Here is a 22703-nt window from a genome sequence, read left to right as displayed (position 1 = left end):
GGCAGGATTACTTGTGGTAAGGGTGGCCGGACAACACGGTCCAGGCACGATACAACTGCTCGCCGATGAGGATGCGCACCAACGGGTGCGGCAGCGTCAACGGCGACAACGACCAGCGCTGGTCGGCGCGGGCACAGACTTCCGGCGCCAGCCCTTCCGGGCCGCCGACCATGAAGTTGACCGTGCGCGAGTCCAGCCGCCAACGGTCGAGTTCGACCGCCAGCTGCTCGGTGCTCCAGGGCTTGCCGTGCACTTCGAGGGTGACGATCCGCTCGTTGTGCCCGACCTTGGCCAGCATGGCTTCGCCTTCCTGACGGATGAAGCGGGCCACGTCGGCATTCTTGCCACGGGTATTGAGCGGAATTTCCACCAGTTCCAGCGCCAGTTCGGACGGAAGACGCTTGGCATATTCATGCCAGCCCTCTTCCACCCACTTGGGCATGCGTGAACCGACGGCGATCAGTCGCAGTCGCACAGCGCTTCCCTTACAGCTGGTCTTTGTTGAGCTTGGTGAAGTGCTCGTGGGTATTTTCCGGGCTGTGGTGCTTGGCGTCTGCCGCACGGCTTTGCTCGGCACCGGCCCACAGGCGCTCCAGGTCGTAGAACTGACGGGCCGAGGCGGTCATCATGTGCACGATCACCAGGTCCAGGTCCAGCAGCACCCAGTCGCTGTCGCCCTTGCCTTCTTCGCCCAGCGGCTTGGCGCCCTGCTTTTTCACTTCTTCGCGAACCTTGTCCAGCATCGCGTTGATCTGACGGTTGGAAGTACCGGTGGCGATGATCATGTAGTCAGTGATGCTCTGCTTATCGCGCACATCGATGATCTGGATGTCCTGGGCCTTGACGTCTTCCAGGGCGGCCACGGCCACCTTGACCAGTTCGTCGCCTTTCAGCGGCTCGTTGGTGTTGGCGACTTCCGGCAGCGGAGCGCTCTTGAACGTGCCTTTGCGCTTTACTTTGGTTTGGTCTTTGTCAGTCATATAAAACTCGTTTTGCTCATGTATTCGGCGGCTCGTTCCACGATGATCGTGTTACTCGAGCACGCCTTGTTCAGTTCGACGCACGGTACAGACCGTGCGCATCGATGTAGGCCAGGACCGCGTCGGGCACCAGGAAACGTACCGACTTACCGCTGGCCAGCAGTTGACGGATCTGGGTGGCAGAGACCGCGAGCGGTGTCTGCCAGACGAATGCAATCTGTCCGCTCGGCCCTTTCAGGGCCAGCGGGTCGCTCACCGAACGCGCTGCCAGCAGGTTGCGCAAGGCATCCGGCGGTTCGCTGTCGGCGTCCGGGCGCTGTAGCACCAGGATGTGGCAATGCTGGAGCAACTCTTCCCAGCGATGCCAAGTGGGCAGGCCGCAAAATGCGTCCCAGCCCAAAAGCAGAAAAACCTGGGTCTCGGCGGCCAGTTCAGCTCGCAGCGACTCCAGGGTATCGATGGTCCAGGACGGTTTGTCCCGCTGCAATTCGCGGGCGTCCACCACCAGCGGCGGCACACCGGCCACCGCACATTCAACCATTGCCAGCCGATCCTGCGCCGACACCTGCGGGGTATCGCGATGGGGCGGCCGGGCGCTGGGCATCATGCGCAGCTCATCGAGCGCCAGCGCATCGGCGACTTCCAGCGCGCCGCGCAAATGGCCGACATGTACCGGATCGAAGGTTCCGCCCAGAACGCCAATGCGTCGGGGGCGAGACTTCCTGCCGGATTTCGGCGCTTTCGAGTCGAGGTCGGACAAGTCAGACCGTCGCCTGGCCGCGCAACTGGCCATCACCGACCACGACGTATTTCTCGCAGGTCAGTCCTTCGAGGCCCACCGGGCCACGGGCGTGCAGCTTATCAGTAGAAATGCCGATCTCGGCACCCAATCCGTATTCGAATCCATCGGCGAAGCAGGTCGGGGTGTTGATCATCACCGATGCCGAGTCGACTTCAGCCACGAACTGCCGGGTGTCGGCGAGGTTTTCGCTGACGATCGAATCGGTGTGGTGCGAACCGAAATGGTTGATGTGCTCGATAGCCTGGTCCAGGCCGTCGACCACGCGGATCGACAGGATCGGCGCCAGATACTCGGTGCTCCAGTCTTCTTCAGTCGCCGCGACCACCTCGATGATCGCCCGGGTGCGCTCGCAACCACGCAGCTCGACGCCTTTTTCGCGGAACTGTCTGGCCATCGACGGCAGGAAATCCTTCGCAACACTTTGATCGACCAGCAGTGTCTCCATCGCGCCGCAGATGCCATAACGATAGGTCTTGGCATTGAAGGCGATGCGCTGGGCCTTCGGCAGGTCGGCGTGTTCGCTGACATAGACGTGGCAGATGCCGTCCAGGTGCTTGATCACCGGCACCCGGGCGTCACGGCTGATGCGCTCGATCAGGCCACGGCCACCGCGCGGCACGATCACATCGACGTACTCGGGCATGGCGATCAGGGCGCCAACCGCGGCGCGGTCGGTAGTTTCCACCACTTGCACCACGGCGGCCGGCAGTTCGGCTTCGGCCAGGCCACGCTGGATGCAGGCGGCAATCGCGCGGTTGGAATGAATTGCCTCGGAACCGCCACGCAGGATGGTCGCGTTACCGGACTTCAGGCACAGGCTCGCGGCGTCGATGGTCACGTTCGGACGGGATTCGTAGATGATCCCGATCACGCCCAGCGGCACGCGCATCTTGCCAACCTGAATGCCCGACGGACGGAAGCTCATGTCGCGGATCGCGCCGACCGGGTCCGGCAGGGCCGCCACCTGCCGCAGACCGACGATCATCCCGTCGATGCGGGCCGGGGTCAGTTCCAGGCGCTCCAGCAGTGCAGGCTCCAGACCGTTGGCGCGGCCGGCGGCCAGATCTTGTTCATTGGCTGCCGCAAGCTCGGCGCGGGCGGCGTCCAGAGCATTGGCGGCAGCCAGCAGGGCGCGGTTTTTCTGCGCGGTGCTGGCACGGCCGATGACCCGGGAAGCTTCGCGGGCGGCGCGACCCAATCGGGTCATGTAGTCAAGAACGGACTCAGTCATGGTCTGCTGGGGTCTTGGCAAAGAGGAAAGCGGCAGATTATAGCTGTCGCGTCCCGGGACTAACAGCGGTGACGGGCGGATGGTCGAAATGGACGGCGATTTGCCGATGTTCAGCCGTAATTAAGGCTCGGATTGTTATCATCACGACCTCTTTCGCCTGGATAAACACCGTTTGCCATGTCCAACCTGACCGTTCGCGCCCGCGCCGAGCGCCTGCCGCTGGGCCTTCCGGACGCTTTTTTCGACCGTGACGCCCAGGTCCTGGCTCGCGATCTGCTGGGCAAAGTCATCCGTCACCGGGTCGGCGACCTGTGGCTCAGCGCCCGGATCATCGAAACCGAAGCGTATTACTGCGAAGAAAAAGGCAGCCATGCCTCCCTCGGCTACACGGAAAAGCGTAAGGCTTTGTTTCTGGATGGCGGCCACATCTATATGTACTACGCCCGTGGCGGCGATTCGTTGAACTTCAGCGCCCAAGGGCCTGGCAATGCGGTGCTGATCAAATCGGCCTATCCGTGGGTCGACGAGATCAGCGGCCCGGCCAGTCTGGCGCAGATGCTGCTGAACAATCCCGATGCACAGGGTCGCCCGCGACCGTCGCAAAAGCTCTGCGCCGGGCAAACGCTGCTGTGCAAAGCACTGGGGCTGAAGGTGCCGGTGTGGGACGCCAAGCGATTTGACCACGAAATCCTGCTGGTGGAAGACACCGCCCCCGCGCCGGGCCACATCATCCAGACCACCCGCCTGGGCATCCCCCATGGGCGCGACGAGCACTTGATGTATCGATTTGTCGATGCGGCCTACGCCCAGTGGTGCACCCGGAACCCGCTGCGCCGGGGTCAGGTCGAAGGACGCGATTATTTTCTGCTGTGAACTTCCCCTCTGCGCTACGCCGAACAGGGACATCAATGAAATGGAGTGTGTTGTATGGGCCCATGGCTCGATAGCGTGACCGGGTGGCTGGCCGCCAATCCGCAATGGCTGGCTGCTGCGGTGTTCGTCGTGGCCTTTGTCGAATGCCTGGCGATTGCCGGGATCATTGTTCCCGGCACGGTGTTGCTGTTCGCCGTGGCGGCACTTGCCGGCAGCGGCGCGCTGTCGTTGAGCGAGACCCTGTTGCTGGGCTTTCTCGGCGGGATCCTCGGCGACTTGGTGTCGTATTTCCTTGGTCGGCACTTCCACCAGAACATCCGGCGCCTACCCGGACTGCGCCATCACCCGGAATGGATGGCCGGCGCGGAGACCTATTTCCAGCGCTACGGTATTGCCAGTCTGCTGGTCGGGCGTTTCATTGGTCCGCTGAGGCCGATGCTGCCGATGGTCGCCGGGATGTGCGACATGCCCTTCCCGCGCTTCGTTGCAGTGAGTCTGCTGGCCGCAGCAGGCTGGAGCATCGCCTACCTGCTGCCAGGCTGGGCCACCGGGGCCGCGATTCGTCTGCCATTGCCGGAAGGTTTCTGGCTGCAGGCCGGGATCGTCGCCGCCAGCATTGCGGTGATGGTCGGCCTGAGCGCCAACAGCAGCCTGCGCCGTCATCGCCGGGCGACGATCTGGATCAGCAGCATGAGCCTGTTGATTCTGATCGCGCTGTTCATCGGTTACCCCTACCTGACCGCGCTCGATCAGGGCGTCATGACCCTCGTGCAGGAACACCGCAGCGCGTTGCTCGACGAGGTTGCAGTGGTCTTCACCCTGATCGGCGAATTCCGCAACATGTTGGTGTTCAGCATTTTGCTGACCGGCCTGTTGCTGCTGTGCCGCCAGTGGCGCCAGGCGATCTTCGCCGGCAGTACCCTGCTCGTCACCGCGCTGGCCAACACCGGCACAAAACTGTTTTTCGCCCGAGTGCGCCCGGAGGTGCTGACCGACCCGATCACCAGTTACAGCATGCCCAGCGGCCATGCGTCCGGTTCGTTCGCGCTGTTCCTGACCCTCGCCGTGCTGGCCGGACGCGGGCAACCGCCAAGACTGCGCCTGACCTGGCTGTTGATCGGCTGCATTCCGGCGCTGGCGATCGCGCTGTCGCGGGTGTATCTGGGGGCGCACTGGCCGACGGATGTCCTGGCCGGCGCCATGCTCGCCGCCTGTGTCTGCGCAGCGAGCCTGTGGCTGATTCAGCGCCAGTCCCCCCTTGAAGCAATGCCGCAGAAAGTCTGGTGGCTGGTGCTGCCGGCGCTGGTCGCCTTGTTCGGTTTCTTTGTACTGCGGCATCTGCCACACACCTTGTTGCGATATGCCTACTGAGCCCGCGCTCAACGCTCATCGGTGCATCCGGCGCCGATGAGCGTCATCAAACATTTGGCAAAGCAAATGCTCATGAACAAGTCCGTGCCCCATGCCACATTCCGGCTGCAGCACCACAAACGGACTTGTGAAAAGAGCAATGACTTTGATGAATCAACCGAATGATCTTTCCCGGACTGACCGACCGTCAGCTCCGATCAAAATATCCGACCTGAACATCCACCCGGAACCGCCCCTTCAGCCCTCGGGCCAAAAACCCGGGCTTGCAGATCTCGACACCCTGTTCGGCCCTCTGCGCATCGGAGAATTCAGCGTCAGCCGCCAGACGCTCCAGGCCTTGGGCGGCCGAATCGACGGGGGCCCCCTCTCGGCGGCCAACACCTACTTTTCCGAGCCTGACCAAGCGTTCATCGATGCACTGGAATTCGATACGGCCCAGATCGAACAGCGCATGAGATCCGTCCCCTCACCGGAAAACGCTCAGATCCCGCCCCTGCTGTACGAAATCGTCACTCAGCGCTCCCCCGACGCCCCACCGCTCATGCGAGAGAAATCCACGGGCGAATTCGCTGAGGCCATGAACAAGATCAACCACCTGCTGAACGCCACCCAACGCCTGGACATTCGTCGAAATCCGATGCCCGTGCATTTGCCGGACTGGGTCGATAAAACCAAAAGCCGGACCATGACCAGCATGGGCGTCGGGATGCAGGCATACGGACTCTACAGCGCTTACATAGGCGCCATCGACGCGCTGAAGAAAGGTGACACGGCTGAAGCGCTGATCAACGTTGGCGGAGGACTCTCGGAAATCACTTCACTGGGGGTCGAATACGCCCTGAGCAAGTCCGGCGAACATATGATCCGCCAGGGCTCCATGGCCTTCGAACAATTCGGCAAGACCTCCATGGGCAAGTGGCTGTGTCGCGGAGCCGGGCTGATCGCCAGCGTGCTGACGTTGCCCTTCGATATCTATACCGCCATCAAGTCCTTCAACGATGCGGCCAAAGCTCAGGGTAAGGAAGCTCAGGATCTGTACGTCACCGGCGGATTGAGCGTATTCAGTGGCGCGTTGTCCCTGGCCCTTGGCTGCGCAGCACTGGCAGGATTCCAGGCGGCGGGTCCGGTGGGTATTGCCGCCGCCGCAATCATGATTGTCGGGGCGAAAATCTATGGCGCCGTCCGGGCGGTCGACGACATTGACGACTACATCGAACTGACCGTGAACGAGCGCTGGCGTGCCGGTTGGTTCGCATTCACCGGTCAGGATCACGACAAGGCGCTGATGGATCGCTACCTGATTGCCAAGACCACCGCCGACTATGCCAAAGCCTTGAAGACCCGCAGCCTCGCCTGGCTCGACAATGAATTCAAAGAAAGCGTCGACGTAATCGTCAATGGCCGGTTCGAGGTCCGGCTGCAGCCCACTCGCCTCTATTACTACGAGTGGAACAAGGGCGAGTCGCCGTACAAGACCGAAAACCTGCCGGTCATCGTTGATACCAATGACGTCTACGATGCGAGGGATGGCCTGCCGACATCGGACTCCATTCTTTCCAAAGCCAGAAGCGATTCGACCAAGGGCGTGTTCTGGAACCTCGGCGGCGGCCAGGACGCTGTGCAGGGTGTGCAGAATAAAGCCAACTTTTTCAGCTATGGCACCGGCAGAAAAGTGCTACATGGCGGCGACAAGGGTGACTCCTTTATTTTTCAGTCGGCGTCCGAAGCTCTTTCATACGATCCGATCAAGGCAAGCGAACTGTCGGGAGGAGACGGTATCGATCTGCTATGGCTCCAAGGCACGCACAGGCATCTGGATCACCTCCCCGACCCGCCGCGTCACCTCGGCTATGACATCGACCTGAAAAACGGCAAGTTGTCGTTGCGACCCGTGGACCCGAAACTCGAGCCGGTGCTGCACTCGACACTCAGATCCATCGAAAAGGTCGAAACGCTCGCCGGCGCGGCCAATCGCGTGACCGGCTCCGATCAGGCGGACATCATCGCCGCCAATGGCAAGGACCGCGTCGATGCCGGGGCCGGGGACGACCAGATTTCCGTGCGCGGCCTGCATGTCACGGTCAATGGCGGCCCTGGCAGCGATACCTATCAGCTCGACCCGATGAGCCACCATGTTTCCATCAGCGAAGATGGCCAGGAGCCCAGCAAGGTCTATCTGGGCGTACCGCTCGAAGCCATCCAGCGCTGGTACATCCGCAATGACGCACTGGTCATCGAATCACTGCGCGACGACGACGTGCGCTCGCCACGACGGGAACTGACTCTCGAAGCGGTGTACCGGACCATCGACGACAAGCGCTCGTTGCATAATGACAAATGGACGTTCATCACCCAGGACGGTTACCACCTGCAACCGCAATGGCCTGCCGAAATCACGCACCTGAACGATCTGTCGGTAAGTGTCAGCATTCTGACAGCCGGCCTCGCCAAGGCTTCGCCAGTGCCAGTCAATGATCGTCCTTATAAACTGTCGGAGAAGGCCCACTCTGACTACTTCATTTCCCGCGATATCTATCACACGATCCTGACGGCCAGACAGGACGGCACGCCCGCCCGCAGCACCCTTTATATTGACCGCGACAGCACGGAAATCAACGAAGTCCGGGCCATCTATTCCGTTACAGGAACAGAGTCCGGTGCGTTCACCTTTCTCCACTACTCGAATGTTCACTTCACCCTTACGTTCAAAGAGGGTGGCGGTCTGCTTTCATTGCACGGCGTGGTCAGAGAGCATCCAGGCAAAAAAAGCGACATGGGCGCCGGGATCATGGCCTCCGGCTGGCAAATGATTCATCCCTTGACGCTGATCATGCGTGACGGCGTTTCCTATCAACTTGACGCTCCTCGCAACTCGTATCTCGAGGATGCAAAGCGCAATGGCTATACCCTGGTCCAGAGCCCAGCGTCATTGCGTGAACGGGCCGGCAAATACATTTTCGTCCGGCCTTTCATCGAAAAACGCACCTTGAAGGCAACGCCGCAACGGGTCGACTTTCAGGATGCCGAGCACCATGCGACCTACTGGCTGGAAGGACGATCATCGACTTACGAGCTGCTTCCCGCCAGCCACCTCTCCATCCGACTGTCCACTGCCGAAGCGGACACCCATATTTCAGGCTCCTCCACCTGGCACATTCACACACAGCATCTGCAGGAACAGATCACCTCGCGCGACCTTGCCATAAAGGACAACCTGCTGAAGATCGGCAGCATCCGGATTCATCTGCCGGAAAGCAACGACCCGGCGTTGCCACTGGAAACCGTCGAGGTGGTGGTCACATCGGGGAACCGTTACAGGATCAACGCCCTGTTCGAGGTGATCGGTCTCTACGCCGTGGATGCCCGCGCCTATTCATCGGTTCAGGCAATCATCCAGGACATCGCTGAACATCAACAACGTGACGAACTCGAGACCCGCCACGTGCAGGTTCGCCATATTCGTCTGCGCGACGGGGCTCCCGGCAGGATCTTCTACAACACCGACACCCGCACCTGGAGCTCGGAAAGCACTCCGTCGCGCTCGATACCGATCGAGCAACTGCTCATCGTCAAGGAATGACAACATGCGACCCAAACCACCCTCATCGCCTACTGCGCCACGGCTCAACACCCCCGACAACCCGAGTGCTCAGCCACCTCGCTGGAGGACACCGGCACCCGACCTGCAACCACCACACTCATCGTCAGGGTCGAACGTTCTGCGAAATACCAACCCGATGCACACATCGCCGGGTCCGGCGCTGCCCGAACGGCCCGGGGTCGGCATCTCTGATTTGCCGGACTTGCCCCGCACTGCGGCGAGCGGATTGCACAGCTACCTGTTAAACCCGGCAATGCTGCGCAACATGCAGCCGCCCAACGAAGAAGGCCTGCGCTATATCGTCGGTCGCAAGTTCGTCGACGTGAAAGGCGGCGGTACCGTGTATGTGGAGTTCGATACGGGACTGAACACTTATCGGGCAATGGATTTGTACAAGAAACGCGCACCCGGTCCGGCCCTCTACAGGAACGCCGGGGAGACAACGTGGAGCACCGCCAACCCACTGAAACGCCCCCATTCGGCGGACACTGACGGCGAGACGGCGATGCCGAACAAACAACCTTCGCCCGAACCGCTGCCGGCGCAATTGAAAGCCGCCACCGCTGAGTTGCTGGGCAACCACTTTCAGCGACTTTATCCGCAGATGACCCACGGTGAACGGGTCATGCAGCTGCGTTCCTACAACCTGTCGCCCCGCCAGCATGTGCAGTTGCGCAACGATCTGATCGCCCATCCCCAGGCGCTTCCTGCCTGGGCGGACAGTCACCGGTTACGTTCGCTGGATATCAACGACCCGACTCGCTTCGACGCACTCCATCAGGAAATAGAACCCCTGTTGTTGCCCATGCGAACCGGCAAGCTGGATGACGATGGACTTGGTGATTTCGAGGAAAGTGTCAGCCGTGGTTTTCTCGATGGGTTCCTGAAGAAACTGGGTTACCTGCGCAACAGCAATGACAGCCTGTACCGCACGGACATTCCCGCCCTGTTCCGCGCGGATGAGCGCACGCCTTTCGAGTTCTACAACGACGGCCGGATGTTGCCACGCTTGAAGCACCCCAGAGGCGCGACGACGGAGAAACCGATCAGTGCCACCGTCAGCTTCGAGCTGGTCAGGAATTACGCGGGCCGCGGTATGGAATCCCCCGATCCGGAATACCTGCGCTACAACAATCAGAAAAACAAATACCCCGGCAGAAAGCCCGGCGAGGAGGACGTCGAATCAGGTGAGTCCGACAACGAATGGACCGAGGTTTCCGATGTGGAACTGGATGACGAGCGCAATTACGACACCATCCGGCACAATCAGCAGTTCATATTCACCTACGCCATCGACACTCGGAACATGGAAGTCGTGCTGCGTGAGGAAAACTACTTCCTCAATGGCGCGGCCACCCAGAAAGGTACCTGGTTTCCCGACGACGAACTCGAAGCACTGATATCGACCTCTCGACGCGGCATCGAGTCCCAGCGAATCTGGCTGTTCGACTCAACGCGCACGCGCGCGGCGAGGGTCGATGACCTTGGCGAACTGGCCCGGGACAGTTACCTCGACAGCTCCATCGAAGAACGCACCCACAGCGGCGCCTTCAATCAGCACGAATATGACGCCCTGATCGACAAGGCAGAAAAGGCAGGCAAGCCGATCCTGACGCTGGACAAAGACAGGGAGTGGTTCGCCAACGATATCGTCTGGCCAGAGTAAGCCGCTCTAGGCGAACAGCTCGCCCTGCAACTCGTCGAGCAGCGCCTGGATCGCATCCAGTCGCTGCTGTGGATCGTCGAGTTGCAGCAGGTCGATCTTGTCTTCCTCGGCGAACGGCAACAGGTACGCCAGTTGATTGGCCAGCGACTGCTGCCCTGCCGCCTCGATGCCCATGTTCAGCGCCTCGACCATCGGATGTTCGGCGAGGGCCTTGAGCAAGGCCACCAGGTCGGCGTCTTCATCCTGCAAGGGTTGCTCGGGTTCTTCGTCCAGCCACTCGACCTCGGCCACGATCAACTGATCACGTTGCACTTCAGTGCGCTGCACGATGAACCGGCGCCCGCCCTGCACCCGAATGCCCAGCAACCCGTTGTCCTGCTGCTGGAAATCAGTGATCCGCGCTTCGCAACCGACCATGGCGAACCCTTCGGGGGCAGCGCCGACTTCATGGCCTTCGAGGATGCACACCACGCCAAAGCCGCCGCCCTGTTTCATGCAGCGGCCGATCATGTCCAGGTAGCGCGCCTCGAAGATCTGCAAATCCAGATTGCAGCCGGGAAACAGCACCGTGTTCAGCGGAAAAAGCGGCAGACTCATAGACATTTCCTTACACCACCATCGACACCGCCAACGGCAGGAACACCGCCGTGGCCACGCCCATCAGACTCATCGCCAGTGCCGCGAAGGCGCCGCACTCGTCACTTTCCTGCAACGCCACCGACGTACCGACCGCATGCGCCGTCATGCCCAGCGCCATCCCGCGCGCCTCGGGACTGTGCACACCGAGGCGGGTCAACAACGCCGGGCCGAAGATTGCGCCGATCACCCCGGTGATCAACACGAACACGGCCGCCAGCGCCGCGACGCCACCGATCTGCTCGGCCACCAGCATGGCAATCGGTGATGTCACCGACTTCGGTGCCATGGTCATCAGGATCATGTGATCGGCTCCGAACCACCAGCCCAGCGCCACGCCCATGCCCGTGGCGACCACCCCGCCTATCACCAGCGTAGTAAAAATCGGCCAGAACAATTGGCGGATGCGCCGCAGGTTCAGATACAGCGGCACCGCCAGCGCGACGGTCGCCGGGCCCAGCAGAATGCTGAGGATCTCGGTGCTCTTGCGGTACTCGACGTAAGTCAGGCCGCAGCCGACCAGCACGCCGATCACCAGCAACATCGAGACCAGCACCGGTTGCAGGAAGATCCAGCGGGTTTTCTCGAACGCCGCCAGCACCAGTTGATAGGCGCCCAGGGTAATGCCTATGCCGAACAACGGATGGTGAATCACCGAAGCCCAGGCACCTTGCCAGTCGAACAGCATCAGGACTCCTCCGAATGCGGCGTGTGACGCTTGACCAAGCGTTGCATCAGCACGCCGGCGAAGGCCATGGACAGGATCAGCGACACCACCAGCGCCCCGACGATGGCCCAGAAATCGGCGGCAATCGCCGTGGCGTAAACCATCACACCCACCGCCGGCGGCACCAGCAACAACGGCAAATAGCGCAACAGACTGCCGGCAGCGAGGTTCAGCGGCTCGCCGACTTCACCACGTACGATCAGGAATACCAGCAACAGCAAAAGGCCGATGATCGGCCCCGGCAGCACCGGCAACAGCAAATGATTCAGGGCCGTGCCGAGCAATTGAAACAGCACCAGCATGGTCAGGCCGCGTAGCAACATCCGTCATCTCCGTCCGACATCCCGCCAAGCACGGGCCCGGCATTATAAGCACGCCTGCGCTATGGATCGGCATTCGCCAAAAGCATGGTCGGTTGACCTGAGCAAATCGTCATGATGATCTACAGTGGTTCGCAGGGCGGTCAAATCCCCCACCTGAAAAACTATAAAACCGATGAACCCAAGGAGAGTCTCAATGCCCTATGTTCCAGTTGCAGAGCTCAAAGATTATGTCGGCAAGGAACTCGGACGTTCCGAATGGCTCACTATCGATCAGGAGCGCATCAACCTGTTCGCCGAAGCCACCGGGGATTATCAGTTCATCCATGTCGACCCGGTCAAAGCCGCGCAAACGCCATTTGGCAGCACCATTGCACACGGTTTCCTGTCGTTGTCGCTGATCCCCAAACTGATGGAAGACATCCTGATCCTGCCGCAAGGCGTGAAGATGGTGGTCAACTACGGTCTGGACAGCGTGCGTTTCATCCAGCCGGTCAAGGTCAATTCCAAGGTCCGGCTCAAGGTCGACCTCGGTGAAGTGACCGAGAAAAAACCCGGCCAGTGGCTGCTCAAGGCCACCGCCACCCTGGAGATCGAAGGCTCGGACAAACCGGCCTACATCGCCGAACCGCTGTCACTCTGCTTCGTCTGAGTGCCGGGATGCGAAACGGCTCACGCGGTTTCGCATCCACTCCTCTCTGCCGGCTGTATAAGGTCACATAGCTACGGCATACTCGGTCGCCTAATTGCCCGGATCCCGCTATGCGCCAACTTGCTGCTCTTGCACCGCTTGCCCTGACCCTGATGCTCACCGCTTGCGGCGACGGTGAATCGCTGCTGCCCCCGGACGCACGTCTGCCCGATGGCGGCCGCTATCGCGGCGAACTGGTCAACGGCCTGCTGCAAGGCCAGGGTCGGGTCGACTACCCGAACGGCAGTTGGTACGCGGGCGAGTTCGACAAGGGCCAGTGGCATGGCCAGGGCGAATGGCACGGCAGCAACGGCGAGGTCTATCGCGGCAACTTCCAGCAAGGCCTGTTCGACGGCCAGGGCACGCTGACCACCCACGGCGGCAGCTACACCGGCGGCTTCAAGCTCGGCCGGCGCGAGGGCGAAGGCACCCTCAAGGAAAACGCGATGACCTATCGCGGCGAATTCAAGGACGACCAGTATTCCGGCCTCGGCCGTCTGGAACTCGACGACGGCAGTTCCTATCAGGGCCAGTTCGCCCACGGCAAACCCAACGGTGAAGGCCAGCGCGGCGACGCCAGCGGCAATCAATTCAGCGGCCATTTCATCAACGGCCAGCTCGAAGGCAACGGCACCTTCAACAGCGCCGACGGCGATATCTATGTCGGCGGCTTCAAGAACAATCAACTGCACGGCAAGGGCCGCTACGAAAACGCCGACGGCGACGTCTGGCTCGGCCAGTTCAAGGAAGGCGCGCTGACCGGCAAAGGCGAACTGATCGGCGCCGACGGCAGCCATTACATCGGCTTTTTCAACGACTGGCGTTTCAGTGGCCAGGGCCGCTTGAACCTGTCCGACGGCAGTTTCTATATCGGCGGGTTCGACAGCGACAGCTACGCGGGCCGGGGCACCCTGGTGCTGACCGACGGCACCGTGCTCAGCGGCACCTGGATCAACGGCCAGCGCGTGCGTGATGCCGACGGTAAATTGCTGCCCGACACCCTCGAACTCGGCCTGCTCGCTCAGGGCCGTCTGCTCGATGAGGCGCTGGCCAATGTGCCGGCCTCGACCCCAGCGGTGGAGCTGTACACCCTGACCCTCGGCGGCGACGGCAAGCAAAGCGTGTTCCTGCGCGAATCCGATTATGTGGCGAACATGCTCGCCAGCCGTTTCGGTGCCTATGGCCAGATTCGTCTGGTCAATCACCGTGACCACCTCGGCGACCGGCCGATGGCCACTCGCGAAAACCTGCGCCGCGCCGCCCTGACCCTGGCCGAACGCACTGGCCCGGAAGACCTGGTGTTCATCTATCTGACCAGCCACGGCACCGCCGAACACGAACTGGTCCTCGATCAGCCACGCATGGAACTGGCCGACCTGCCCGCCGACGAACTCGCCGCCGTGCTCGCACCGCTGAAGAACCGCGACAAGATCATCGTCATCTCCTCGTGTTATTCGGGTGGTTTCATTCCGGCGCTGAAGGACGAACGCACGCTGATCATGACCGCCTCGCGCGCCGACCGCGTATCGTTCGGCTGCTCCGAGGAGGCCAACTTCACCTATTTCGGCGATGCCCTGTTTGCCCAGGCGCTGAACCAGACCGACGATCTGGAGCAAGCCTTCAAACTGGCCAAGGCCACCGTTGCCGAGCGCGAGCTGGCGGACAACTTCGAAGCCTCCGAACCGCAGATCTGGGCGCCGAAAACCGTGCTCGCACATTGGCAACTGCTGCGCAAACAACAAGCGAGAAAAGCGTTGCAAAGTGCTGCGTTGAACGACGGAGCGACAAACAGCAACTAAGCTGAACAGTATCAAGGGAGAGACACTATGTACTTGACGCCTCAGCATGTCTTGCTTGCCGGCGCCACCGGGCTGACCGGTGAGCACCTGCTCGACCGTTTGCTCAACGAGCCGACGATCACCCGTGTCCTGGCCCCTTCACGCCGGCCACTGGCCGAACATCCACATCTGGAAAACCCGGTCGGCGACCCACAGACGTTCCTGCCGCAATTGGCCGGCCGGGTCGACATTGCCTACTGCTGCCTCGGCACCACCATCAAGCAGGCCGGCTCCGAAGAGGCGTTTCGCGCCGTGGATCTGGACATGGTGGTGGCGTTCGCCAAGCGCGCCCGGGAAATGGGTGCACGGCACCTGATCGTGATCAGTGCCCTGGGGGCCGACCGCCGATCCTCGATTTTCTACAACCGGGTCAAAGGCGAGATGGAACACGCACTGCGCGCGCAGGACTGGCCGCAGCTCACCATCTGCCGGCCTTCGCTGCTGCTGGGTGACCGCAGCGAGCCACGTCTGGGCGAACAGCTTGCCGCACCGTTTTCAAAATTGATTCCCGGCAAGTACCGTGGCATCGAAGCCTGCCAGCTGGCCCGGGCCATGTGGCGGCTGGCGCTTGAGGAGCAGGACGGGGTGCGGATCGTCGAGTCGGATGAACTGAGAAAACTCGGTAAATAAGCTTACTTGTCACAGTGGTTCAACGCGGATCCGGACAGTCACCTTCCAATGACGCCCGAGGATCTTGTGTTGGGCTGCTCGCCCGCACCCTGATATGGGCCGAATCGACTCAACAACCGTGCCCTAACTATCTACCACACATCCCTTCCCTTTCATGGATAACGTGTCCTCCGGCACGCCTGCGTCTGCCATCCCGTCATCGAATGGCAATTCCCGACGGCAGGCCATCAATGAAAGGACGCCTTGATGAGACCCAAAAATCCATCACCGAAAAATACCGGTGCACCTCACAGCACCCTTGATACGTCACCGCTTTTATCCACACCGCGCCTTGAACTTCCGGGAGGGCTTCGACCCGACGCACCGCGCGCCCATCAGCCCGAGCCACGGTTGCCGACACTACCGCCGACAAGCGACACGCTGCCTTCGGTACGGGTTCAGGACCTGATCCCCACGCCTGGGGAAGGTGAGCACATTACATCCAGCAATCCGCGCCCGAGCGATTCAATCCGCCACTACGAGCTGCCGCCACAGATGCGAACACTGTTGCCTGACGCCAACACCGAAGGGTTGCGCGTCCACAGGGGACGTATTTATGCCGAAGTGCAGTACACCGCGACCACTACGGTCATGGTGGACTGGGACGAAAGCGCAGGAACCTACCGGGCCAAGCTTCCACAGGAAATGCATCCCTCTGGTCCTGCCCTGCGTTTCGACCCGCAAAGCACTACCTGGCGAGTCGGCGAGCCAGCACATACCAGCGTTCTGATCGAGCCTGTGGTGCATCGGCAGACAGACAACCCGGAAGATATCCAGGCTCAGGGACTTGCGCCCCAGGCGCAGTCGGACATGACAGCGGTTTATATCGACACCCGGAACTACGTCTGGAATAACGACATAACCAACCACCATGGCTATGTGGTCATGCACCGGAAAATGCGACGGGGCGACTCGGTCGGCCCCCCGTCGCATCATGCTTTCATGGACGAAAACGGCTCGTATGTCATTGTTGAGGCCCCTACTCACCCCATCGATCGGCCAGCAGAATTGCTGCCTGCATGGACTGACCGCGACATCTGGGATCTCTATGGCCTGCAGGGCGCGGATATCACCCGTTTTCGCACCGAAGCCGAGCGCACCGGCAAGAAACCTCAGTGGGCCAGAGTCCGGGCCCAGCGAATGGAAAACACCCATCTGTTTGACGAACTGCACCGCTGGTCAGGTCGGGAGATGGACCGCGACATGTTCAATCGACTCTTGGAGCTTCAAAAGCGCACTCCCGCCGAGTGGGTGAAATACCTTGAGTCGGTCACCCTGCATCGCAGCACACCAGCCCCGCAATCTCCATTGCCACGTATGCCGACACCCGAAATACCCGACCTGCAAACGCCTTCGCCGCGCCCGCCAACACCCGACACTCCCGAGACAGCGGACACCACGCCGGGGTATGGCCATCAGAGTCACTACACCTGGGACATCGACAACCAGAACTTTCATGGTTATGTAGAAATGCGACGCAAGCCAGGCCTGGACGACAGCCACGGCCCTCTTACCCAAATAGCGTTCCCCGAAGGCCTCGAACTGACCATCGTCAGCCCCATCAGGTATTCCCCCAATCAGCGAGCGTTTCGCCCTTACTGGCGGGACATCGATATCTGGAATCTGTACCGGATCGAAGGCGCAGATATCCTGCGCTTTCGTCAGGACGTCGCGCTGCACCTGAAACCGCCGGCCTGGGTCAGGCAACGGGATTACCCTTCGCGGCGCGAACAACTGATCGACTACCTGCGGCTGTGGACCAATCCGGATTCTCCACTCAAGTCCCGGGATCAGATCATTGCACGGTTCCGGCCCTACAATCTGTCCACTGAACAACTGACGCGACTGTGCAACGAAATCTCACCCACCGGGCAGTTCAACAACCTGATCAATGATGAAGTACCGACCTGGGTCAAAACCCATCAGGCTCGTACACTCGTCGTGACCAGCTTCGAACAGTTCGATCCGTACCTGCCGGAGATCAAAGCCGAAATCATTCGATTGAGAAATCAGGGAGGGGGCACAAGTCTGCTGAAGGCCAGCCTGACCGCCCCCTTTTTCCGGGAGTTGCTGCAACGTTGCGGCTTCAAACGCAACAAACACAACTTCCTGTATCGGGACGACATTCCCGCCGTGTTCAAAGTGGACGACCGGACGCCCTTCGAATTTGCCCGGCCCGGTTCCATGCAGCCAAGGCCCATAGCGGCCGAGGGTTCCACCAGCGGGACGGCTGTCAGCGCGTTGTTCAGCCTCAGAACGGCCATGGGTTTCGCCAATGAAGCCAGAGGGTTGCCTGCCTCTCCCGGCGGCCATCCGAACGCGCCACAGACCACCCACGAATCGAAACAGACGACTGACGCCGCCTCCAGGTCCCGCTCCCAGCGCATCATGTTCTGCTATTTGCTTGATACCCGTGGCGTCGAGGTCGTTTCCGGGCAGGATAACCGCGCCTACAACACCACGCGGATCACCCCGAAACCGGCAGACGACAGCAGGCTGTTCCCGAGTATGAAGCTCGAGGGTCACGTTTCGATGTCTGCGATCGGTTTCACTTCGAGGCGCATCTGGCTGGTCAACTCGACCATGACTCGCGCGGCTACCGTGGACGACATACACACACAGGCGCGCGACCGCGTCACCGGCTCAAGCCAGAGCCATGACAATGCAATCGAAGGCCGCACAAGGGCGGGAGACCTGAATCGGGACGAATATGACGCCCTGATCGATGAGGTGGCGAAAGCCGGAAAGCGTGTTCTCGAGTTGCCGCAGGGAAAAGACCTTTTCTCCACCGATATCAGCTTCCCGCCCGAACTGATCAGTCTCTCCTGAGAACGGTTACCGGCTCGACCTTGCCTGATCGAGCCGGTGTTTCATAACCCTCCGGTCGCCTGAAATCCGACGCCCAGCACCGTCAGCACGGACAGCGGCAACAACAGGGTATCGAGCAATGCGCTGGCCGGCAGATCCACGCCGGGATAGCTCGGCGCCTCGGCGCCGAACCGATCCATCGCACAACATCCGCCATTCATCGCATACAGATCCAGCCGCGTGCCGGCGTACACCACCGGCGCGCCGGGTTTGGCGGCATCCAGCGTGCGCGCGGTGGCGCAGCCAGTCAGTTGCAACATCAGCAGGATCGCCAGCAGCTTATTCATCGCTGCTCAGATGGTGCTCGCCCCAGCGCGGCAGCATGTCCTGGGGAATGCCCAGCAGATTGAGAATCCGCGCCACCACGAAATCGATCAGGTCATCGATGGTCTGCGGCTGGTGATAGAAGCCCGGCGAGGCTGGCAGGATGGTTACGCCCATGTTCGACAACTTGAGCATGTGCTCCAGGTGAATGCTCGAATACGGCGCTTCGCGCGGCACCAGAATCAACTGGCGACGCTCCTTCAAGGTCACGTCCGCCGCCCGTTCGATCAGGTTGTTGCAGGCGCCGGTGGCGATGGCCGAGAGCGTTCCCGTCGAACATGGCACCACCACCATCGCCGCCGGTGCCCCGGAGCCCGAGGCCACCGGCGACATCCAGTCTTCCTTGCCATACACGCGGATCTGCCCGGCCGCCGCGCCGGTGTATTCGGTGAGGAACGCCTGCATCAACTGCGGCTTGGCCGGCAGCGACACATCCGTCTCGGTGGCCATCACCAGTTGCGCAGCCTTGGAGATCAGGAAGTGCACCTCGCGATCCTCGCGCACCAGGCAATCCAGCAGGCGCAAGCCGTACTGGGCGCCGGACGCACCGGTCATCGCCAGTGTGATGCGTTCCGGGCCGCCGTCCTGAAAGCGAGTGTTCATTTCAGCGCCTCGGCGAGTTTGCCGTGCAGGCCGCCGAAGCCGCCGTTGCTCATGATCACCACGTGGGTGCCGGGCTGGGCCTGGCTCTTCACGCGTTCGATGATGCCTTCCAGCGAATCACTGACAATCGACGGCACGGTGCACAACGCAGCGGTGCCCGCCAGATCCCAACCGAGGTTGGCCGGGGCGTACCAGATCACCTGATCGGCATCGACCACGCTGTCCGGCAGACCGTCACGGTGGGCGCCAAGCTTCATCGAGTTGGAGCGCGGCTCGATGATCGCGATCAGCGGCGCATCGCCGATACGTTTGCGCAGGCCGTCGAGGGTGGTGGCAATCGCGGTCGGGTGGTGGGCGAAATCGTCGTAGATGGTGATGCCGCGTACTTCCGCGACTTTTTCCATCCGGCGTTTGACGCTCTTGAACGCACTCAACCCGGCAATGCCCATGGACGGCACGACACCGACGTGACGCGCGGCGGCCAGAGTCGCCAAGGCGTTGGCGACGTTGTGCTGGCCGGTCAGCTCCCACTCGACCACGCCTTGGGAGACGCCTTCGAACATCACTTCGAACGCCGAACCATCTTCTTTCAGCAACTTGACCTGCCACTGACCGCCGGCACCGGTGGTCTGCACCGGGGTCCAGCAGCCCATCTCGATCACGCGCTGCAAGGCCGGTTCGGTGGTCGGATGGATCACCAGACCTTCGCTCGGAATGGTGCGCACCAAGTGGTGGAACTGGCGTTCAATGGCCGGCAGATCAGGGAAGATGTCGGCGTGATCGAACTCGAGGTTGTTGAGGATCGCGGTGCGCGGACGGTAGTGGACGAACTTCGAACGCTTGTCGAAGAACGCGCTGTCGTACTCGTCGGCCTCGATCACGAAGAACGGCGTGCCGCCCAGACGCGCCGACACCGAGAAGTTCTGCGGCACCCCGCCGATCAGGAAACCCGGGCTCATCCCGGCATGCTCCAGCACCCAGGCGAGCATGCTGCTGGTGGTGGTCTTGCCGTGTGTACCGGCAACCGCCAGCACCCAGCGACCTTGCAGCACATGGTCGGCCAGCCATTGCGGGCCGGACACGTACGGCAGGCCTTTGTTCAGCACATACTCCACCGCCGGATTGCCGCGCGACATAGCGTTGCCGATCACCACCAGATCCGGTGCCGGATCAAGCTGCGCCGGGTCGTAACCCTGGGTCAGTTCAATGCCCTGGGCTTCGAGCTGGGTGCTCATCGGCGGATAGACGTTGGCATCGGAGCCGGTCACGTGATGGCCCAGCTCTTTGGCCAGAACCGCCATCGAGCCCATGAAAGTCCCGCAGATACCCAGAATATGAATGTGCATAGTCGACCTCGTAAAACATGGCCGCAGGGTAGCCCAGGCAGGGGAAAACCGCATCCTCGTTTTCAGGGGTCAGGCGCTACGGGCGATCCCGTGTTTGCGCAGCTTTCTATAAAGAGTGTTGCGACTGACGCCAAGCTGCTCGGCCGTATGGGTCATGTGCCAGCGCGTGTGCTCCAGCGCATTGAGCAGCGCCAGCCGTTCGGCATCCTCCAGCGGCTGTGCGGACGACGCCTCATCGGCTTTGACCAGCAGCGGCTGCACCTGCCGGAACATCGCAGGCAGATCATCCAGCCCGATCCGCCCCTCATCGCACAACGCCGCCAGCGTGCGCAGCACATTGCGCATCTGCCGCACATTGCCCGGCCAGTTGAACCCGAGCAACGCCCGGCGCGCCGGCTCTTCGATCAGGATCGTTTCCCCACCCGCCTCTTCGGCCAGCAGGAAATCCAGCAATTGGGATTTGTCACTGCGCTCGCGCAAGGGTGGCAGCGCCACTTCCAGTCCGTTGAGCCGGTAATACAGATCCTCACGAAAACTGCCGTCCGCCACTCGCTCCAGCAGATTTCGGTGCGTGGCACTGATGATCCGCACGTTGACCGCTTCCGGCTCGCCACCGATCGGCACCACTTGCCGGTCTTCCAGCACTCGCAGCAGACGGGTCTGCAAAGCCAGCGGCATGTCGCCGATTTCATCGAGGAACAGCGTGCCGCCGTCGGCCTGCTGCAACTTGCCGCGCATGCCGTCCTTGCGCGCGCCGGTGAAGCTGCCGCCGCGATAGCCGAACAGTTCGCTCTCGATCAGGCTTTCGGGAATTGCCGCGCAGTTGAGCGCGACGAAGGCTTCGCCGGCGCGTTGACTGGCGTTGTGCACAGCCTTGGCGAATGCTTCCTTGCCCGAGCCTGTTTCGCCGTTGATCAGCAGCGGCACGTCGCGCTCGAACACGCGCAGGGCCTTGCGGAAATCCGCTTGCAGCCCGGCATCTCCCAGGCAAATCCCGGCCAGCCGTGGCGCCTCGGGAACCGGCGGTTTCTGCAGGACGGGAGACGGCTTGCGCGCCTCTCCGCGCAAAACTGCAAACAGATGTCGACCATCGCGAGTACGCAACGGCCAGCTTGCGCTGGCGTGGGCACTGGCGCGCCCGAGCAACTCATCCAGCGAACAATCGAAAAACGCCTCCACCGGTTTGCCGAGCAAGCCGCCACGAATGTGCCCGAGCAGATTCAATGCGCTCTGATTGACTGCACTGATTCGCCCTTCCCCGTCAAACGCCAGCAACCCTTCGCTGAACAGCCCGACGGATTCGGCCTGGAGATGAAAACGCAGCAGCCATTGGTTATCGAAACAGCGCAGGAAATAGCAGCTCTCGATCATCTTCGCCGACAGATTGACCAGCGCCATGGTGTGAAACTGGCTCTGGCGCGAAACGTCCGGCCGCGCCGAAGAGACGTCGAGTACCGCCAGAAGCTCGCCGTGAGGGTCGAACACCGGGCTCGCCGAGCAGGTCAGCCCGGTGTGGCGACCACGGAAATGTTCGTCCTGATGGATGGTCAGGGCCTGACGTTCCACCAGGCAGGTGCCGATACCGTTGGTGCCTTCGCAGGCTTCGCTCCAGTCGGAGCCCAGCCACAGGCCGGCGCGTTCGAAGATCTTGCGCTCGGAAGGGGCAGTGACGCAGTTGAGGATCACACCGCGCGCGTCGGTCAGCAGCACCGCGTGGCCGGCGCCGGAGAGTTGTTGATGCAGGCTGCTCATTTCATTGCCGGCAATCTGCAACACCTGTTGTAACCGTTCGCGGCTTTCGAGGACACGACCGTGTTCGAGCACGGTCGGCGCCATGGTCAGGGCCGGGTCGAGGTGATAATCCTCAAGACAACGCAGCCACGAGCGGGCGATCGACGGGTCGGCACCGGGGCCATGCAGGTGCGGCTTGCCCTGGGTAACGGTGAGAACCTGTCGGGCATGGCGACTCAAATGGTTGTCGTGCATTTCTTATTATTCTCCCCGAGGCTCATCGGCCCATGCGTGAAGTGGTGCCCAGCATCCTCCAGCCAACCGGTCTTTGCAATGCTGGCAAGACCACCCGGTCACAGGTTGCGCCAGAAGCGGTACAAACTGTCATCCGAGCTGTACCGATACCGTCACAGACGCTTGCCATTT

General features: G+C 61.5%; 19 protein-coding genes. 8 read left to right on the top strand and 11 right to left on the bottom strand.

Features of this window, described 5'->3' with window-relative positions; genetic code table 11:
- Positions 1 to 7 precede the first annotated feature (7 nt).
- The 4 genes from rlmH to M5B98_RS19265 all read right to left on the bottom strand — a co-directional run bounded on the left by rlmH (position 8) and on the right by M5B98_RS19265 (position 3013).
- Positions 8 to 475 carry a 23S rRNA (pseudouridine(1915)-N(3))-methyltransferase RlmH gene (gene rlmH / locus M5B98_RS19280; RefSeq protein ID WP_011063671.1) on the bottom strand — a complete coding sequence of 156 codons (468 nt, stop codon included), beginning with the start codon at positions 473 to 475 and terminating at the stop codon, positions 8 to 10.
- A 10-nt stretch (positions 476 to 485) separates the two neighbouring features.
- Complete coding sequence (gene rsfS / locus M5B98_RS19275) at positions 486 to 980, bottom strand: ribosome silencing factor (protein WP_085712284.1); 495 nt, start codon at positions 978 to 980, stop codon at positions 486 to 488.
- A gap of 70 nt (positions 981 to 1050) precedes the next feature.
- Complete coding sequence (gene nadD, locus M5B98_RS19270; RefSeq protein ID WP_248743659.1) at positions 1051 to 1773, bottom strand: nicotinate-nucleotide adenylyltransferase; 723 nt, start codon at positions 1771 to 1773, stop codon at positions 1051 to 1053.
- Positions 1742 to 3013 (bottom strand): glutamate-5-semialdehyde dehydrogenase, encoded by a 1272-nt coding sequence (locus M5B98_RS19265; protein WP_248743658.1) that lies wholly within the window; start codon positions 3011 to 3013, stop codon positions 1742 to 1744. Before M5B98_RS19265 ends, nadD begins: the two co-directional genes overlap by 32 nt.
- A 177-nt stretch (positions 3014 to 3190) precedes the next feature.
- Between M5B98_RS19265 and M5B98_RS19260 the strand changes: the two genes are divergently transcribed.
- The 4 genes from M5B98_RS19260 (at position 3191) to M5B98_RS19245 (ending at position 10524) form a co-directional block, all read left to right on the top strand.
- The gene (locus tag M5B98_RS19260) at positions 3191 to 3886 is read left to right on the top strand and encodes a DNA-3-methyladenine glycosylase (protein WP_248743657.1); all 696 of its coding nucleotides are present in this window, start codon (positions 3191 to 3193) and stop codon (positions 3884 to 3886) included.
- A gap of 54 nt (positions 3887 to 3940) precedes the next feature.
- Positions 3941 to 5257: a bifunctional DedA family/phosphatase PAP2 family protein gene (locus M5B98_RS19255; RefSeq protein WP_248743656.1), complete on the top strand. Its 1317-nt coding sequence runs from the start codon at positions 3941 to 3943 to the stop codon at positions 5255 to 5257.
- A 148-nt stretch (positions 5258 to 5405) separates the two neighbouring features.
- Positions 5406 to 8837 carry a TcdA/TcdB pore-forming domain-containing protein gene (locus M5B98_RS19250; RefSeq protein WP_248743655.1) on the top strand — a complete coding sequence of 1144 codons (3432 nt, stop codon included), beginning with the start codon at positions 5406 to 5408 and terminating at the stop codon, positions 8835 to 8837.
- 157 nt (positions 8838 to 8994) lie between these two features.
- The gene (locus tag M5B98_RS19245) at positions 8995 to 10524 is read left to right on the top strand and encodes a hypothetical protein (RefSeq protein ID WP_248743654.1); all 1530 of its coding nucleotides are present in this window, start codon (positions 8995 to 8997) and stop codon (positions 10522 to 10524) included.
- Positions 10525 to 10530: 6 nt separating this feature from the next.
- Here the strand turns inward: M5B98_RS19245 and M5B98_RS19240 are convergent, their stop codons facing one another.
- Genes M5B98_RS19240 through M5B98_RS19230 form a run of 3 tightly spaced genes read right to left on the bottom strand, consistent with a single transcriptional unit; the run spans position 10531 to position 12210 of the window.
- Positions 10531 to 11121 carry an LON peptidase substrate-binding domain-containing protein gene (locus M5B98_RS19240; RefSeq protein WP_119428899.1) on the bottom strand — a complete coding sequence of 197 codons (591 nt, stop codon included), beginning with the start codon at positions 11119 to 11121 and terminating at the stop codon, positions 10531 to 10533.
- A gap of 10 nt (positions 11122 to 11131) precedes the next feature.
- Positions 11132 to 11848: an LrgB family protein gene (locus M5B98_RS19235; RefSeq protein ID WP_096820777.1), complete on the bottom strand. Its 717-nt coding sequence runs from the start codon at positions 11846 to 11848 to the stop codon at positions 11132 to 11134.
- Complete coding sequence (locus M5B98_RS19230; RefSeq protein WP_248743653.1) at positions 11848 to 12210, bottom strand: CidA/LrgA family protein; 363 nt, start codon at positions 12208 to 12210, stop codon at positions 11848 to 11850. The genes M5B98_RS19235 and M5B98_RS19230 overlap by 1 nt, the downstream gene beginning before the upstream one ends.
- A gap of 193 nt (positions 12211 to 12403) precedes the next feature.
- Here M5B98_RS19230 and M5B98_RS19225 point away from each other — a divergent pair, with 193 nt between their 5' ends.
- The 4 genes from M5B98_RS19225 to M5B98_RS19210 all read left to right on the top strand — a co-directional run bounded on the left by M5B98_RS19225 (position 12404) and on the right by M5B98_RS19210 (position 18234).
- Positions 12404 to 12859 (top strand): MaoC family dehydratase, encoded by a 456-nt coding sequence (locus M5B98_RS19225; RefSeq protein WP_007909575.1) that lies wholly within the window; start codon positions 12404 to 12406, stop codon positions 12857 to 12859.
- 110 nt (positions 12860 to 12969) lie between these two features.
- Positions 12970 to 14697 (top strand): C13 family peptidase, encoded by a 1728-nt coding sequence (locus tag M5B98_RS19220; protein ID WP_248743652.1) that lies wholly within the window; start codon positions 12970 to 12972, stop codon positions 14695 to 14697.
- Positions 14698 to 14724: 27 nt separating this feature from the next.
- The gene (locus M5B98_RS19215) at positions 14725 to 15366 is read left to right on the top strand and encodes an oxidoreductase (protein WP_085712294.1); all 642 of its coding nucleotides are present in this window, start codon (positions 14725 to 14727) and stop codon (positions 15364 to 15366) included.
- 246 nt (positions 15367 to 15612) lie between these two features.
- Positions 15613 to 18234, top strand: coding sequence for a hypothetical protein (locus M5B98_RS19210; protein ID WP_248743651.1), 2622 nt, complete (start codon positions 15613 to 15615; stop codon positions 18232 to 18234).
- A 41-nt stretch (positions 18235 to 18275) separates the two neighbouring features.
- Here the strand turns inward: M5B98_RS19210 and M5B98_RS19205 are convergent, their stop codons facing one another.
- The 4 genes from M5B98_RS19205 to M5B98_RS19190 all read right to left on the bottom strand — a co-directional run bounded on the left by M5B98_RS19205 (position 18276) and on the right by M5B98_RS19190 (position 22532).
- Entirely contained in the window at positions 18276 to 18560 is a 285-nt protein-coding gene (locus M5B98_RS19205; protein WP_248743650.1) for a YceK/YidQ family lipoprotein, read from the bottom strand.
- Positions 18553 to 19200: a flavin prenyltransferase UbiX gene (ubiX, locus tag M5B98_RS19200; RefSeq protein WP_085712297.1), complete on the bottom strand. Its 648-nt coding sequence runs from the start codon at positions 19198 to 19200 to the stop codon at positions 18553 to 18555. Before ubiX ends, M5B98_RS19205 begins: the two co-directional genes overlap by 8 nt.
- Complete coding sequence (gene mpl, locus M5B98_RS19195) at positions 19197 to 20546, bottom strand: UDP-N-acetylmuramate:L-alanyl-gamma-D-glutamyl-meso-diaminopimelate ligase (protein WP_248743649.1); 1350 nt, start codon at positions 20544 to 20546, stop codon at positions 19197 to 19199. Before mpl ends, ubiX begins: the two co-directional genes overlap by 4 nt.
- A gap of 69 nt (positions 20547 to 20615) precedes the next feature.
- Positions 20616 to 22532, bottom strand: a complete 1917-nt coding sequence (locus tag M5B98_RS19190; RefSeq protein ID WP_248743648.1) for a sigma-54-dependent Fis family transcriptional regulator — start codon at positions 22530 to 22532, stop codon at positions 20616 to 20618.
- Positions 22533 to 22703 lie beyond the last annotated feature (171 nt).

Origin of the sequence: Pseudomonas sp. MWU12-3088 (genome assembly GCF_023242405.1) — a bacterium.
Classification (GTDB): Bacteria; Pseudomonadota; Gammaproteobacteria; order Pseudomonadales; family Pseudomonadaceae; genus Aquipseudomonas; species Aquipseudomonas kribbensis.
This window is presented reverse-complemented; position numbering and strand designations above follow the sequence as displayed.

Bases quoted from the DNA above. Each gene is read 5' to 3' on its own strand.
- rsfS (WP_085712284.1), bottom strand. From the start codon at position 980: ATGACTGACAAAGACCAAACCAAAGTAAAGCGCAAAGGCACGTTCAAG.
- nadD (WP_248743659.1), bottom strand. From the start codon at position 1,773: ATGGCCAGTTGCGCGGCCAGGCGACGGTCTGACTTGTCCGACCTCGAC.
- M5B98_RS19265 (WP_248743658.1), bottom strand. From the start codon at position 3,013: ATGACTGAGTCCGTTCTTGACTACATGACCCGATTGGGTCGCGCCGCC.
- M5B98_RS19260 (WP_248743657.1), top strand. From the start codon at position 3,191: ATGTCCAACCTGACCGTTCGCGCCCGCGCCGAGCGCCTGCCGCTGGGC.
- M5B98_RS19255 (WP_248743656.1), top strand. From the start codon at position 3,941: ATGGGCCCATGGCTCGATAGCGTGACCGGGTGGCTGGCCGCCAATCCG.
- M5B98_RS19250 (WP_248743655.1), top strand. From the start codon at position 5,406: ATGAATCAACCGAATGATCTTTCCCGGACTGACCGACCGTCAGCTCCG.
- M5B98_RS19245 (WP_248743654.1), top strand. From the start codon at position 8,995: ATGCACACATCGCCGGGTCCGGCGCTGCCCGAACGGCCCGGGGTCGGC.
- M5B98_RS19240 (WP_119428899.1), bottom strand. From the start codon at position 11,121: ATGAGTCTGCCGCTTTTTCCGCTGAACACGGTGCTGTTTCCCGGCTGC.
- M5B98_RS19235 (WP_096820777.1), bottom strand. From the start codon at position 11,848: ATGCTGTTCGACTGGCAAGGTGCCTGGGCTTCGGTGATTCACCATCCG.
- M5B98_RS19230 (WP_248743653.1), bottom strand. From the start codon at position 12,210: ATGTTGCTACGCGGCCTGACCATGCTGGTGCTGTTTCAATTGCTCGGC.
- M5B98_RS19225 (WP_007909575.1), top strand. From the start codon at position 12,404: ATGCCCTATGTTCCAGTTGCAGAGCTCAAAGATTATGTCGGCAAGGAA.
- M5B98_RS19220 (WP_248743652.1), top strand. From the start codon at position 12,970: ATGCGCCAACTTGCTGCTCTTGCACCGCTTGCCCTGACCCTGATGCTC.
- M5B98_RS19215 (WP_085712294.1), top strand. From the start codon at position 14,725: ATGTACTTGACGCCTCAGCATGTCTTGCTTGCCGGCGCCACCGGGCTG.
- M5B98_RS19210 (WP_248743651.1), top strand. From the start codon at position 15,613: ATGAGACCCAAAAATCCATCACCGAAAAATACCGGTGCACCTCACAGC.
- M5B98_RS19205 (WP_248743650.1), bottom strand. From the start codon at position 18,560: ATGAATAAGCTGCTGGCGATCCTGCTGATGTTGCAACTGACTGGCTGC.
- ubiX (WP_085712297.1), bottom strand. From the start codon at position 19,200: ATGAACACTCGCTTTCAGGACGGCGGCCCGGAACGCATCACACTGGCG.
- mpl (WP_248743649.1), bottom strand. From the start codon at position 20,546: ATGCACATTCATATTCTGGGTATCTGCGGGACTTTCATGGGCTCGATG.
- M5B98_RS19190 (WP_248743648.1), bottom strand. From the start codon at position 22,532: ATGCACGACAACCATTTGAGTCGCCATGCCCGACAGGTTCTCACCGTT.